We start from the raw sequence: 12,950 nt of genomic DNA, 5'->3' as shown, positions 1-12,950 counted from the left end.
GTAAACGGAATAACATGTGGATAATTTAGTGAGTTAGTAGCGACTTACATTCTGGCCTCAGTGATCAATTACGGTTAGCAAAAATCAACAGTTAAAGTGAAAAAAAAAAGAAAAAAAAGAGTTGCCACAGTTGTGTGAAGATCATCAAATAATTTGATTATATTTACAGCTAATTCGTTTAGAAAACTACCATGCAAGTAATATAGAGGAAATTTTATAGGTGGTCGTTATTCCCAACAATTACGTCATTTTATACGCAAGTAGTTTCATATTACCTACAAAGTAGATGATGGGGACTGGTGTGAAAATGTAGAGAATTGCTGAATGTGTAACGTTTATAGGACTGTATCTATGTAGTGCAGGATCTATCAGTACAGTGTTGATTAGGGGGAATCTCTTCGAACTATATTTATTAGTGGCACTAAATATAATAGAGGGGAAATTAAATAGAAGAGCAGAACGTAAGGTAACTATCCACCTAACAACAAGGTGCTGTTAGGTGAATATATACGATATTAATCGATAAGCTGTGTGTGCAGCATATAGTTAACGTCGACATTCTCGCCAAGCTTGAACTGGTCAACGACTGGAATGTAATGCAGACCTGTCATGTGGTGACAATATAAGCCTGATTGGTCAACCCAATGTAGCAGTTCAGAAGGACGGATAAATTTCTTATGATCATGCGTACCGTTCGGCATCATCTTCATAATTTTCTCTGCACCAACAATCATAAATAAGTATGATTTTAAATTACGGTTAATAGTCGAGAAGAATACATGGCCACCTGGTTTAACTAAGCGCATACAGGCATTAATTACAGAACCTGGATCTGGCACATGCTCTAGCATTTCCATACAAGTGATCACATCAAAGCTGTTTGGCTGTTCTTCGGCTAGTTCTTCGATTAACACTTGACGGTATTCAACATCCGTACCGGTTTCAAGTGCGTGCAATTTAGCCACGTTGAGGGGTTCTTTACCCATATCAACGCCTAATGCTTGTGCACCGCGGCGAGCCATACTTTCCGTTAAGATACCGCCACCACAGCCGACATCAAGTACTCTTTTACCGAATAGGCCGCCACTGCGCTCATCAATGTAGTCTAAGCGTAATGGATTTATTTGATGTAATGGCTTGAAGTCACCTGCTGGATCCCACCAACGACTAGCCATGGCTTCAAATTTAGCGATTTCCTGTTTATCTACATTCATACAAAGTCTTCTTGATACGTTAATAAGGTGAAAAAGAATAGGGCGAAAAATAAAATATGGGCACAGTATATAACGAGAAAATGATTTCAGAAGTATTATTTATGGGTCAGTGAATAAATAATTTGCGGGGCTGTTAATAAAAATTCGTCCAACCGAGTTAATTTTCTTATATATTGTATTTGCTGGTAAATATTATGCTAGAATGAATCTCTAAAAAATATAAATAAAAAGTAATTTAAAACTTAGGGGTAAAGGCTTATATGAGTAATTTAGCCACAGAAATCACACCTATCAATATTGAAGAAGAATTAAAAAATTCTTATTTAGATTACGCAATGAGCGTAATCGTAGGTCGTGCTCTTCCTGATGTTCGTGATGGTTTAAAGCCAGTTCACCGCCGCGTTTTATTCGCGATGAACGAATTGAAGAATGACTGGAACAAACCATACAAAAAATCAGCACGTGTTGTTGGTGATGTGATCGGTAAATATCACCCACACGGTGATACAGCTGTTTATGACACTATTGTACGTATGGCGCAGCCTTTCTCTTTGCGCTACATGTTGGTTGATGGTCAAGGTAACTTCGGTTCTGTTGACGGTGACTCTGCAGCAGCAATGCGTTATACCGAAATCAGAATGTCAAAAATTGCGCATGAATTACTTGCAGATTTAGACAAGGAAACGGTTGATTACGTAGCTAACTATGATGGCACTGAATTCATTCCGGAAGTTATGCCAACGCGTATCCCTAACCTATTGGTTAATGGTTCGTCTGGTATTGCCGTAGGTATGGCAACTAATATCCCACCTCATAGTTTAAATGAGGTTATTAACGGTTGTTTAGCATTAATTCAAAATCCAGACTTAAGTCTAGAAGAATTGATGGAATACATCCCTGGACCTGATTTCCCAACACACGGTATCATTAATGGTAAAGCTGGCATCGAGCAAGCTTACCGTACTGGTCGTGGTAAAATTCATATCCGTGCCCGCGCAGATATTGAAGTTAACGAACGTGGTAGAGAAACCATCGTTGTTCACGAATTACCATACCAAGTAAACAAAGCGCGTTTGATTGAACGTATTGCTGAGTTTGTAAAAGATAAAAAGATTGAAGGCATCAGTGCTTTACGCGACGAATCTGATAAAGATGGTATGCGTATGGTTGTTGAAGTTAAGCGTGACGCCGTTGGTGAAGTTGTATTAAACAATCTTTACGCGCAAACGCAAATGCAAGTTGTGTTTGGTATCAACATGGTTGCATTGATCGACAAACAACCAAAAATCTTTACATTAAAAGAAATGCTAGATGCGTTCTTACGCCACCGTCGTGAAGTTGTTACACGTCGTACTGTATTTGAACTGCGTAAAGCCCGTGAACGTGCTCATATCCTTGAGTCGTTAGCGATTGCACTAGCAAATATTGATGAAATCATTGCCTTAATTAAGCAATCGCCTACATCTGCAGAAGCAAAACAAGCCTTGATCAGCCGCGGCTGGCAGTTAGGTGATGTCGCTGCAATGTTAGAGCGTGCTGGTGATGATGCTGCACGTCCTGAATGGTTAGAAGCTGAGTATGGTATTCGTGAAGGTTCGTATTTCTTAACTGAAATACAAGCACAAGCAATTCTAGACTTACGTTTACACAAACTAACAGGTCTAGAGCACGAGAAGATTCTTAATGAATACAAAGAATTACTCGACGCTATTGCAGAATTACTATACATCTTGAATACGCCAACGCGTTTACTAGAAGTGATCACTGAAGAGCTGCAAGCTTCAAAAGATGCATTCGGTGACGAACGTCGTACAGAGATTTCTGCAAGCAGCGCTGATATTAACTTAGAAGACTTAATCGAACGTGAAGATGTTGTAGTAACACTGTCTCACGAAGGTTATGTTAAGTATCAGCCTCTTACTGATTACGAAGCTCAGCGTCGTGGTGGTAAAGGTAAATCAGCTACGAAGATGAAAGAAGAAGATTTCATCGAACGTCTGCTAGTTGCTAATACACATGATCATATTCTTTGCTTCTCAAGCCGTGGTCGCTTGTACTGGATGAAGGTATATCAATTACCGCTAGCTAGTCGTCAAGCCCGTGGTAAGCCAATTGTTAACTTACTACCACTGGAAGAAGGTGAGCGTATTACTGCGATCCTACCTGTGTCTGAGTTTGAAGATGACAAATTTGTCTTCATGGCAACAGCTAACGGTACAGTGAAGAAAACAGCATTAAGTGCATACAGCAAGCCTCGTGCTGGCGGTATCATCGCTGTTAACCTGAATGAAGGGAATGAACTAATTGGTGTTGATATCACTGATGGTACTAACGACATTATGTTGTTCTCTGATGAAGGTAAAGTAGTACGTTTCTGCGAGTTTGAAGAAACGGCTGTGCTTGACGAAGAAGGTAACCCTGTTCTTGATGAGAATGGCAAACCTGAAATCAAGTTCAAAGGTGTGCGTCCTATGGGTCGTACAGCGACTGGTGTTCGCGGTATTAAATTAGAGGGCGAACAAAAAGTTGTTTCTCTAATCGTACCTAAGAATGATGGCGCAATCTTAACGGCAACTGAAAACGGTTACGGTAAGCGTACTGCACTTGAAGAATACCCTGCGAAGAGTCGTGGTACTAAGGGTGTTGTTTCAATTAAAGTAAGTGAGCGTAACGGTAAAGTTGTTGGCGCAACACAGGTACTTGATGGTGATGAGCTAATGCTTATTACAAACGGTGGCACACTAGTTAGAACACGTGCTTCTGAAGTATCTATGGTTGGCCGTAACACACAAGGCGTTCGTCTAATCCGTACTGGTGAAGATGAGCTAGTTGTGGGTTTACAGCGTATCGATGAAGTTGAAGAAGACGAGAACGCAGTTGTTGTTGATGCAGAAAATGCAGAAGCTCCAGCTACTCCAACTGATGCTGCTGACAGCGCAGAAGAAGCTACTGAAGAGTAATTAGGCTAGTACGTAAGTACTGAGCTAGATTAACTTCATAAGGCCTGTTACTCCTAGAGTAACAGGCCTTTTTTTTACTTCACTAAGTGATGTAATATCCATCTTTTTATTATTAATGCGTGGCTTGTCGTAAATCGTATTGTCTCGCTTGTCATTTTTATTTATGCCAATATACTCAGTTAGATAGCGATAATATTAACTATGGATTTAAGGAGAAATGATGGATATCAGGAGTGTCATTGGTGATATTAAAGCTCAAATTAATAATGTTTTCGGAAGTAAAGTAATATACAGCGAAGAGATCAGAATGAGTCTAGCTGTCATACTTGTCGATTTGGCATGTATAGATAATCACTTCTGTAATGATGAACATAAGTATATAAAAAACAAATTGTGCAGTTACTTTCAGATAACGCTGGATGAATCGTATGTATTAATTGAAAAAGCGACAAACGTTGCAGAATACAATTTATCTCAAGACTCTTTTGCTGAATATCTTAAACAAAACATATCAGTAGAAGAAAGAGAAGGTATGTTAAGAATTATGGATGAAATTGTTTGGGCAGACAATGAGTTTGTCTCTTTTGAAAAGAGATTGAAAACTCGTTTTGCTAAAATATTAGGTGTTCGTGAAGACTGTACTTAGCTATAAACCTTTTATTCTCCCATTACCTATGATCGCTATTCACCTAAGTTCACGCTATATCTCGTGGTAGTCGATTAAACGGCTTAGTTCCTAGCGCTTAGTTCGTTGTGTTAGTTCTCTCAAATCTATTTTCTAAATACAGTTTTGCTAAAATAATGGCCATAAAATATAATAAAAATCTAACCACTGCTATTTGTAGTGCTGTGTGAAAATGAGGAATACAATGAACTTTCCAAACGATATTGACGGCGATGTAATGCGCAGTCTAGAAGAAAATGGTTTCAATTTCGATAATGAAACCGAAGTTGAATTTAATATAGATTTTAAGCATTGGCCTCTTACTGATAATGAGCAAGAAGCAATTCAAAAACTATATCCAAACTGTGAAATGATCGAACCTGAAGACGACGATATAAACAATGGCGATCTGTTCGGTCATGTTCAGTTTTATGTTGTAAGCAAAATCGATCATGAATTCATTGTGAGTACTCAGAAAACGGTAACAAGCCAGATGAAACAATATGGTGGTTGGTGTGATTCGTGGGCCGTTGGTTTAGGCCACGCATAACATATAAGCTGAGGGCCGTGCAGCTGGTCCTCAATATATCAACAGGGTAACATCGTATAATAAAACCACTTGGCTTTGTATCTATAGGACATAATCGTGAATCTTTTTAGTGCAATTCAAAAGGAAATCAACGAAAAGCACGACCTGCCTTTTGCTATATACTCCTCCATCAAAGAGCAACATTTACTTAATGTCCCTATTATGAAACCATTATTGATGGTTGTGCTTAGCGGAAATAAAACACTAGGTAAGGATAACGAATTGGTCTGTCATACTGGCGATTTTATCTTTTTATCTAATCGTCCAGCGATAAATATGCGAAACATACCAAAAGATAAAGCGTATTGTGCATTGTTAATCGAGTTTGATTATCAAGATTTTAATGGCCTTCAGACCAATACATTAAATAAACAAGATTATTGTATTGGTAAAACAACGCTGGCTTTAGAAAAATGTCTACAGCAATTTGTTGAAAGTACGCAGTGGGCACCGAAACAGTTGTGGTCGTTACGAAAACGAGAAATCATAGAGCTGTTGTGCCACATGGGCCATAGCGAGATTTTATCTATGGTAGGGAATCCCGAAATAGGGCATAGATTGCATGATATGTTCTCTGAGCAAAATTGTTATCAATTATCTATTAAAGACATTTGTGAACAACTTGCCATGAGTGAATCGACGTTACGCCGAAAACTAAAAGTGGAAGGCACAAGTGTGCAAGAGATTAAGGATCAAGCAAGACTTGGTCTCGGTTTGCATTTATTGCAAACCACGCGTCAATCTATAGTTCTGATTGCCGAAAAGTGTGGTTATCACTCTCAATCACGATTTACAGATCGTTTTAAGGGCCGATTTGGATTAACCCCCTCTGAACTTAGAAAAACTAAAATGGCGGATTAGGGCGAAAGTGTGACTGTTTTGAGACTATAGCAAGCATAAAGAAAAGGCTAATATATGTATTCAATCAAACACACGAATAAGGGTTATCATGCGTTATACACTTAAGCTTCTTTCCGTTTTATCACTCACTGTTTCTGCTTCTGTATTTGCAGGTTCTTTTACACTATCTAGCCAGGATATTGCCCAAGGACAATTTATGTCTAAAACACAGGAATTTAATGGGTTTGGTTGTTCAGGCGGAGATGTATCACCACACCTTAAATGGACAAATGCACCGAAAGGTACAAAAAGTTTTGCTATCACAGCTTATGATCCCGATGCGCCTACAGGCAGTGGTTGGTGGCATTGGCAAGTCGTCAACATACCGGTGACAGTGACTGAAATACCGGCTGATGCAGGGAACACCAAAACTAATCGTGCACCATCAGGTAGTACACAAATACAAAATGATTATGGTAGCAGAGGTTTTGGTGGCGTATGCCCACCAGAAGGTCATGGTGTTCATCACTATCGTTTTACGATACATGCACTTTCCGTTGAAAAACTTGCGTTACCAGAAGATGCTTCCGGCGCGTTGGCGGGTTACATGATAAATGGAAACACTATCGAATCAAGTACGATTGAAGCTTTGTACAAACGTGACTAGCCAAATAAATCATGAGTGAAGAGTAAGATACGAGCCATTGGCACTTACTCTTCACTCTCAGCAAGCTAAATTCAAAGCCTGCCACTTTTAGAGTGATAGGCTTTTTTTAACTTGTTAACGCTATTCATATACAGTGCTATTAATACTATATTCGAGTAACAGCTAGCGACATTATTTTGTGAAAACGCGGATACGATGACTGTCGGGGTCTAAAGCAACAAAATTGAATCCAAAAATAAGTTCCGCAGGTGTTTGTGCAAACTTAACGCCTTTTGTACACCATGATTGGTATAATTCATCAAATGTAGTCTTATCCGCTACAGGCATTGAGAGTTCAGTACCACCGCCTGTAATGCTACTCGCAGGCGTTAAATCGGCAGATTGTTTAAGCGTGATAGTGACATTCGCCGCAAACTCTAATGCAACGAAAGTAGGCGATAATACCTGTGGTTCACAGTTGAAAATATCAGCGTAAAAGTCTTTGCTACGGTTAATGTCTTCAACATAAAGAACGATAGAATCAATAGTAAACATATGTAATTTCTTTGTTTGGCTTAGGGGTGTTTAAGTATACAGTGGTTTTCTATACTAATATATTGAAATGCACAGACACCTTGAATTTGTGAAAGAGTTCCCGTACTGTAAATTGAGTAGAGGCACGCTACATATTATCTTTAGATCAACAGGATATGCGTGAATGTCAGTGTTATGTCTCTTTTGTATTTATCGAAATAAGGATTTTTCGTGTCTGATTTTAATTTTTGGTTATTGTTCCTCTCTACAGCTTTAGCACTTAATATTGCACCTGGTCCTGATCTTTTATATATATTGACCAAGACAATCGCTAACGGAAAAAGGGTTGGTATCGCGTCTGCTCTTGGAGTTTGTAGTGGTGCTCTTTTCCATGTTGCCTCTGCATCGCTTGGCTTATCTGCAATACTGGCCTCATCTTCCCTTGCTTTTACCATCGTAAAATACGTTGGTGTTGGTTATTTATTATATCTCGCATATCAATCATTTCGTTCAGCAGGCACTAGTCTCAATATCACACCAACTGAAGCACCTAAAGAATCTGCTTGGAAAGCATATAAGCAGGGGGTATTAGTTGACATACTAAACCCAAAAGTCGCTATATTTTTTATGGCTTTCTTACCTCAATTCATCCGTGATGGGCAGGGTACAGTGCCTATGCAGTTACTTTATTTAGGTTTGTTAGTTGTTGCTGTTGCCGTTATTGTTGAGGTTATATATGTGTTACTGGCCTCCAAATTAACGACTAAAGTAAGAAGTAATAAACGAGTAAGCGTATTGTTAGATAAGATTGTTGGCACTGTGTTTGTTGTTTTAGGTCTCAAGCTAGCTGTTAGTTCCGGCACATAAGAACAAATTTATTAGTTTGGTATTTACTCTCAAAGGAGAGTCTAGAGAAAGTTAAATTGATTCAAATAGATGAAATTGAGTAGAGGCATATTGGAGAACTTATTCCATTACTATATTTATGAAATGTCAGGTTTTTTAGATTTAACACTTAACTCAGAAGGGTACTTTGGCTTTAGTAAGTTACGCAGTTAACGGCTGTTAATAGGGGATTCCCTCTAGGGACGCAGGATTAAATCAATTAGGAGTACTCAATGGAATTCAATACAATTTTAATGTTCATGATTGCATCATTATCAATTAATCTAATACCAGGGCCTGATGTTGTTTATATCGTATCTAACACAATGAAAGGTAAAATAAAGTTAGGTATTGAAGCCGCTCTAGGGTTAGGCGTCGGATATTTAGTCCATACAATCGCTGCAGTAATGGGGTTGTCAGCCCTTATATTAAGTTCTGCTTTTTTGTTTAGTGTTGTTAAATATTTAGGTGCTGCGTATTTGTTGTATTTAGGTGTAAGCTCACTCATCAATTGCTATAAAAACAAATCTCAATTCGTGGCGAATGAACCTTCAGTTTCAAATAAAAACGTTTTTAAACAAGGTATTATCGTCAGTATTTTAAATCCTAAAGTGGCCATGTTTTTCTTGGCTTTTTTACCGCAATTCATCGATATTTCGTCACCTGTTGCAACCAGTCAACTTGTTGTATTGGGATTACTATTTAGTGTTTTAGCGACCGCTTGCAATGTCGTGTACGCATGTCTAGGTAGCGTTATATTTAACAGCCCCTCAGCTTTAAAATATTCTCGAGGAATTGAGGGCGGGTCGGGTTTAATATTAATGGGGTTAAGTGCAAAAATTGCATTTGGTAAAAATGAGTAAATACAAGCAGTAATTTACTGAATAGCGGGATCAACAGTGCCAGTGAAAGTCGTCACAGTTGATACTTTTATAAACATTTACGTATTTAGGATGCCAAGGGTTAACATTTATTACCCTAGCTATTGAGCGTTAGGCCTATATTGACTACAATGACGCACTTTTATTATTACAGGTCACGAACATGAACGACACTACATCGAAACCAGCTTTACCAGATCACCTTTCAGGCAACCCTCGCAGCCCTCATCATGATGAAGCTGTTTTCCAGTTTGACATTGGTATTATGCTTAACGGCAAAGAGCGCTTCGATGTTGAAGAATATTGCATCAGTGAAGGTTGGGTAAAAGTACCGTCACACAAAGCATTAGATCGTCGTGGTCAACCGCTAATGATGACAATGAAAGGTAAAGTTGAAGCGTTTTATAAATAAATCGTCTCAATGAAAAGATAGCTTAGTCACGTAAACCTTTTACGAGCCGACGTACTAAATAGTATTGCAGTTGTATTGGATATTGAATTGAATCTAAGTTATTGCTAAAAAGGGTCTAAAGAAATTTAGACCCTTTTTATTTACCTGTGAAAATCGTTCAATTAAACGATATCACGCTCTTCGCGCTTGGCATCTGTCATGTCTTTAAAAAACGCTCTTACTATTACAAATAATACTGCAGCTGAAATTACTGGCCATACTAAAATATAAAGGGATAACATCATATTGTGCTCCTAGCTGTTAATCATCAAAATGTTGAACTCGTTCATGAATCAACGCAAAGTCAAAGCGTTCGTTACTTGCTAAGCTGATCGCAGTACAAATCATCGTACTTGCACCATAGGCAACCAAAGAGCCAAGTAATACCGTATAGTCACGTAAGAAATGGTGGAAGTAGTAAGCACATAGCACACCTACTATCGAGCCAGCGATAAGCGCGACGTTACGATTTGTAAAACCAAAGAACATTAAGCCAATCACAGTACCACCACCAACAGCAGCAATGAATTCTAGGCTAGATGCCCATGCGCCAATGAGTGCGATCCATTCGAAACGAACCAAGCAAAATAGAATTAAACCACCCAGTACGGCACTTAAGAAAGCGCGGTTGGTGACTCTGTCCCAATAGCAACTAGCGATAACAGGGAATACTAATGTCCCCCATAGTGCCCCGACAAATACCAGCATTACGAGAATATCCAGTGAGAAACTTGCTAGGATCAAGCCAAGTGCTGTCGCGATGATCATAGTTAAACGACCCAGTAACAACATCTTCTTGTTGTCTATTTTACCTTTTGCTAAGTTCTTCGCGTAAATATCCGTCATTACAATGGCAGACAATGCTGATAAATCTGAATCAGCGGTTGATGACAACGAACCAATCACTAAGATAAACAACATGCCAATCGCAATCGGTGGTAAGTAAGCAGAAGCTACTTGTGGTATCAGGTTATTCAGGTCGCCATCATGTGGGGTCATGCCCATAAACAGGGCCATCATGCCTAACATACCTAAGCCGATAACAATTGAGCCATAACCGAGCGTAGCGGTAATAAATGATGATTTGATCAAGTCTTTACGCACAGCAAATAGACGCTGTGCAATTGTTTGATTACCAATACCGTAGGCGAGCACAGCAACAAAGAAAGGTGCGCCTTGTTCTAACATGGCTTTTGTCGAGAAGAAGTCTGCTTGTTCAGCGGTGATTATATTGAAGCCTTGAGACAGGGCGTCGGCACCGCCCATGCTGAAATAGATCCAAGGGATCAATACAATTGCCACGACCATCATGGCAACAACTTGCGCGAAATCGGTTAAAATAGATGCTCTAAAGCCAGACCATAAAGTATAAGATAAAACACCTACACCTGCGATTAATACGCCAGTTTCAAAAGACAAAGGTGTTAATACCGATACTAACGCACCTGCGGCGGTGAAGTTAACCATCAGGCTGATAATGCTGCCAACTAAGTTTGAAATTGCTAAGATAAGCTGGCTTGACGTACCGTGTCGTGCTTGCATTATTTCGGCTAAGGTTCGTGCTCTAGGTGCTAGTTCACGAAAACGTTGGCCGTAGGGATAGATGAATAAAATCATCAAAGCGCCCCAGAATCCGTAGTGTAAAGAACCGGATAATCCGTATTGGTAACCTGAACTTGCTGCGCCGTAAAAAGAGGCTGCCCAAATCCAGGTTGCTGTCATGCTTGCTGCTGCTATGCCGAATCCGACTGCACCGTTGGCGACCATATAGCCATCGACACTGTCTGATTTTTTGGAGGCTAGGGTTGAGAAGAGAAATGTAAGGCCGTAAAAGCCAATTAAGAGTATGAGCGTTGTACTTATTGAAAATTGATAAAACACTGGGTCTAACATAGATCTCCTTGGGTTATTGTTATAGCGATAATTTTAATGCGTGGGATAAGCGTAATGGCAGGCCCTATTTATTGACTCCGCACGTTACTATTAACATTAGAAATAATCACTTCGCGGTACTATACACGGATTAGTGCCTAAAATCTTAATAATAGAAAAGTAAGTTAGTCCATACAAACCTATAAACACGGTAACAATAATGATCTACTAAATAGGTGGTGGAAATCATAGGATTTATTTTACTAAGTTTAGTATTTTAATTCCGGTACGTAACCTCTTGATGAGGGGCTTGTTTTATTGATGCTTTTATACATAGTTTCATACCTTTCTTATACTTTTTTTATACCTTTTCCATACATGGCGTTATGCATTATTTGATGTATTACTGATACTTCAGTAATTAAAAATCAGCTACTTTTGTTCGCTGTCTTCGTATAGAATTGACATATTATTTCTAAAATGACACAAAACAATGAATGACATAACAATAGCAACGCATAACGGTAAGTTTCATGCAGATGACGTTTTTAGTATCGCTGCACTCAAGCACATTTTTCCGGCTTTTAACCTTGTACGTACGCGTGATTTAGAGGTTATTGGTCAAGCTGATATTGTGATCGATGTCGGTGGTAAATATGATCCTGATACAGGTCGTTTTGATCACCATCAACGTGGTGGTGCCGGTCAGCGTGAAAACGGCATTCCTTTTTCTTCATTTGGTTTGATTTGGCAGAAGTATGGCCTGGAATTATGTCAAGGAAACCAAGAGATAGCCGATGCTGTTGACGCTGGTTTAGTGTCTACTATTGACGCGGTTGATTGTGGTCATGTCGAAGGTGTCGCTCAAGGAATTAGCCTTAGCCAGACTATTTCAATGTTTAACCCAACATGGGAAGAAGATAGCGACCTGGATGCATGCTTTGATGAAGCCGTTGCCTTTGCATCGCGCCTATTAACGCGATTCATTGCATCTGCCGCTGGTGGTATTAATGCGAAAGATATCGTGGCGAAAGCGATTGCTAATGCTGCGGATCCAAAAGTGATTGTATTAGAACAATATACGCCGTGGAAAACGACGGTACTCAACTTAGCGCCTGAAGCGCTATTTATGGTTTACCCGTCTCAGTCAGGTAAATGGACTATTCAAGCTGTACCAGTTGAACTGGGCTCATTTGAAGACCGTAAATCACTGCCTAAACCATGGGCTGGTTTGTCTGAACAAGCATTTAAGGACGAAACTGGGCTTGATGATGCGATGTTCTGCCACAATGGTTTGTTTATTGCGGGTGCTGAATCGTTTGAAAGTATAATGAAAATGGCTGCGATGGCACTACAAGCCTAGGACTTATGAAGAGGACTTATCAATAGATTTGATGAATAACTCTCACTAATA

At 39.3% G+C, this 12,950-nt stretch carries 13 protein-coding genes; 9 read left to right on the top strand and 4 right to left on the bottom strand.

Annotated elements, in window-relative coordinates; all coding sequences use genetic code 11:
* Positions 1 to 515 precede the first annotated feature (515 nt).
* Complete coding sequence (ubiG, locus tag JFU56_RS02110; protein ID WP_019441880.1) at positions 516 to 1,214, bottom strand: bifunctional 2-polyprenyl-6-hydroxyphenol methylase/3-demethylubiquinol 3-O-methyltransferase UbiG; 699 nt, start codon at positions 1,212 to 1,214, stop codon at positions 516 to 518.
* Between the two features lie 260 nt (positions 1,215 to 1,474).
* Between ubiG and gyrA the strand changes: the two genes are divergently transcribed.
* The 5 genes from gyrA to JFU56_RS02085 all read left to right on the top strand — a co-directional run bounded on the left by gyrA (position 1,475) and on the right by JFU56_RS02085 (position 6,934).
* A complete protein-coding gene (gyrA, locus tag JFU56_RS02105; protein WP_198435621.1) occupies positions 1,475 to 4,174 on the top strand; it encodes a DNA topoisomerase (ATP-hydrolyzing) subunit A in 2,700 nt (899 codons plus the stop codon).
* Between the two features lie 220 nt (positions 4,175 to 4,394).
* Positions 4,395 to 4,820 (top strand): TerB family tellurite resistance protein, encoded by a 426-nt coding sequence (locus JFU56_RS02100; RefSeq protein ID WP_198435620.1) that lies wholly within the window; start codon positions 4,395 to 4,397, stop codon positions 4,818 to 4,820.
* Between the two features lie 223 nt (positions 4,821 to 5,043).
* Positions 5,044 to 5,388, top strand: coding sequence for a ribonuclease E inhibitor RraB (locus JFU56_RS02095; RefSeq protein WP_198435619.1), 345 nt, complete (start codon positions 5,044 to 5,046; stop codon positions 5,386 to 5,388).
* Between the two features lie 96 nt (positions 5,389 to 5,484).
* Positions 5,485 to 6,288 carry a helix-turn-helix transcriptional regulator gene (locus JFU56_RS02090; RefSeq protein WP_242065802.1) on the top strand — a complete coding sequence of 268 codons (804 nt, stop codon included), beginning with the start codon at positions 5,485 to 5,487 and terminating at the stop codon, positions 6,286 to 6,288.
* 88 nt (positions 6,289 to 6,376) lie between these two features.
* Positions 6,377 to 6,934, top strand: a complete 558-nt coding sequence (locus tag JFU56_RS02085) for a YbhB/YbcL family Raf kinase inhibitor-like protein (RefSeq protein WP_198435618.1) — start codon at positions 6,377 to 6,379, stop codon at positions 6,932 to 6,934.
* A gap of 171 nt (positions 6,935 to 7,105) precedes the next feature.
* Here JFU56_RS02085 and JFU56_RS02080 read toward each other — a convergent pair whose 3' ends face one another.
* Positions 7,106 to 7,468 carry a VOC family protein gene (locus tag JFU56_RS02080; RefSeq protein ID WP_198435617.1) on the bottom strand — a complete coding sequence of 121 codons (363 nt, stop codon included), beginning with the start codon at positions 7,466 to 7,468 and terminating at the stop codon, positions 7,106 to 7,108.
* A gap of 210 nt (positions 7,469 to 7,678) precedes the next feature.
* Here JFU56_RS02080 and JFU56_RS02075 point away from each other — a divergent pair, with 210 nt between their 5' ends.
* The 3 genes from JFU56_RS02075 to JFU56_RS02065 all read left to right on the top strand — a co-directional run bounded on the left by JFU56_RS02075 (position 7,679) and on the right by JFU56_RS02065 (position 9,625).
* Entirely contained in the window at positions 7,679 to 8,314 is a 636-nt protein-coding gene (locus JFU56_RS02075; RefSeq protein ID WP_198435616.1) for a LysE family translocator, read from the top strand.
* A 251-nt stretch (positions 8,315 to 8,565) separates the two neighbouring features.
* Entirely contained in the window at positions 8,566 to 9,195 is a 630-nt protein-coding gene (locus JFU56_RS02070) for a LysE family translocator (protein ID WP_198435615.1), read from the top strand.
* 181 nt (positions 9,196 to 9,376) lie between these two features.
* Complete coding sequence (locus JFU56_RS02065) at positions 9,377 to 9,625, top strand: DUF3297 family protein (protein ID WP_019441139.1); 249 nt, start codon at positions 9,377 to 9,379, stop codon at positions 9,623 to 9,625.
* A 161-nt stretch (positions 9,626 to 9,786) separates the two neighbouring features.
* On the opposite strand, the gene JFU56_RS22980 is transcribed toward JFU56_RS02065, so the two are convergent.
* Both JFU56_RS22980 and JFU56_RS02060 read right to left on the bottom strand, forming a co-directional pair.
* Complete coding sequence (locus JFU56_RS22980) at positions 9,787 to 9,909, bottom strand: putative transporter small subunit (protein WP_242065801.1); 123 nt, start codon at positions 9,907 to 9,909, stop codon at positions 9,787 to 9,789.
* 16 nt (positions 9,910 to 9,925) lie between these two features.
* Positions 9,926 to 11,557 (bottom strand): sodium:solute symporter family protein, encoded by a 1,632-nt coding sequence (locus JFU56_RS02060; RefSeq protein WP_198435614.1) that lies wholly within the window; start codon positions 11,555 to 11,557, stop codon positions 9,926 to 9,928.
* A gap of 472 nt (positions 11,558 to 12,029) precedes the next feature.
* Here JFU56_RS02060 and JFU56_RS02055 point away from each other — a divergent pair, with 472 nt between their 5' ends.
* On the top strand, positions 12,030 to 12,899 hold the full coding sequence (locus tag JFU56_RS02055; protein ID WP_198435613.1) for an MYG1 family protein: 870 nt from the start codon (positions 12,030 to 12,032) through the stop codon (positions 12,897 to 12,899).
* Positions 12,900 to 12,950 lie beyond the last annotated feature (51 nt).

This window comes from Moritella sp. F3 (assembly GCF_015082335.1).
Lineage (GTDB): Bacteria > Pseudomonadota > Gammaproteobacteria > Enterobacterales > Moritellaceae > Moritella.
This window is presented reverse-complemented; position numbering and strand designations above follow the sequence as displayed.

Bases quoted from the DNA above. Each gene is read 5' to 3' on its own strand.
- JFU56_RS02060 (WP_198435614.1), bottom strand. From the start codon at position 11,557: ATGTTAGACCCAGTGTTTTATCAATTTTCAATAAGTACAACGCTCATA.
- JFU56_RS02055 (WP_198435613.1), top strand. From the start codon at position 12,030: ATGAATGACATAACAATAGCAACGCATAACGGTAAGTTTCATGCAGAT.
- JFU56_RS02080 (WP_198435617.1), bottom strand. From the start codon at position 7,468: ATGTTTACTATTGATTCTATCGTTCTTTATGTTGAAGACATTAACCGT.
- JFU56_RS02070 (WP_198435615.1), top strand. From the start codon at position 8,566: ATGGAATTCAATACAATTTTAATGTTCATGATTGCATCATTATCAATT.
- gyrA (WP_198435621.1), top strand. From the start codon at position 1,475: ATGAGTAATTTAGCCACAGAAATCACACCTATCAATATTGAAGAAGAA.
- JFU56_RS02085 (WP_198435618.1), top strand. From the start codon at position 6,377: ATGCGTTATACACTTAAGCTTCTTTCCGTTTTATCACTCACTGTTTCT.
- JFU56_RS02100 (WP_198435620.1), top strand. From the start codon at position 4,395: ATGGATATCAGGAGTGTCATTGGTGATATTAAAGCTCAAATTAATAAT.
- JFU56_RS02065 (WP_019441139.1), top strand. From the start codon at position 9,377: ATGAACGACACTACATCGAAACCAGCTTTACCAGATCACCTTTCAGGC.
- JFU56_RS02095 (WP_198435619.1), top strand. From the start codon at position 5,044: ATGAACTTTCCAAACGATATTGACGGCGATGTAATGCGCAGTCTAGAA.
- ubiG (WP_019441880.1), bottom strand. From the start codon at position 1,214: ATGAATGTAGATAAACAGGAAATCGCTAAATTTGAAGCCATGGCTAGT.
- JFU56_RS22980 (WP_242065801.1), bottom strand. From the start codon at position 9,909: ATGATGTTATCCCTTTATATTTTAGTATGGCCAGTAATTTCAGCTGCA.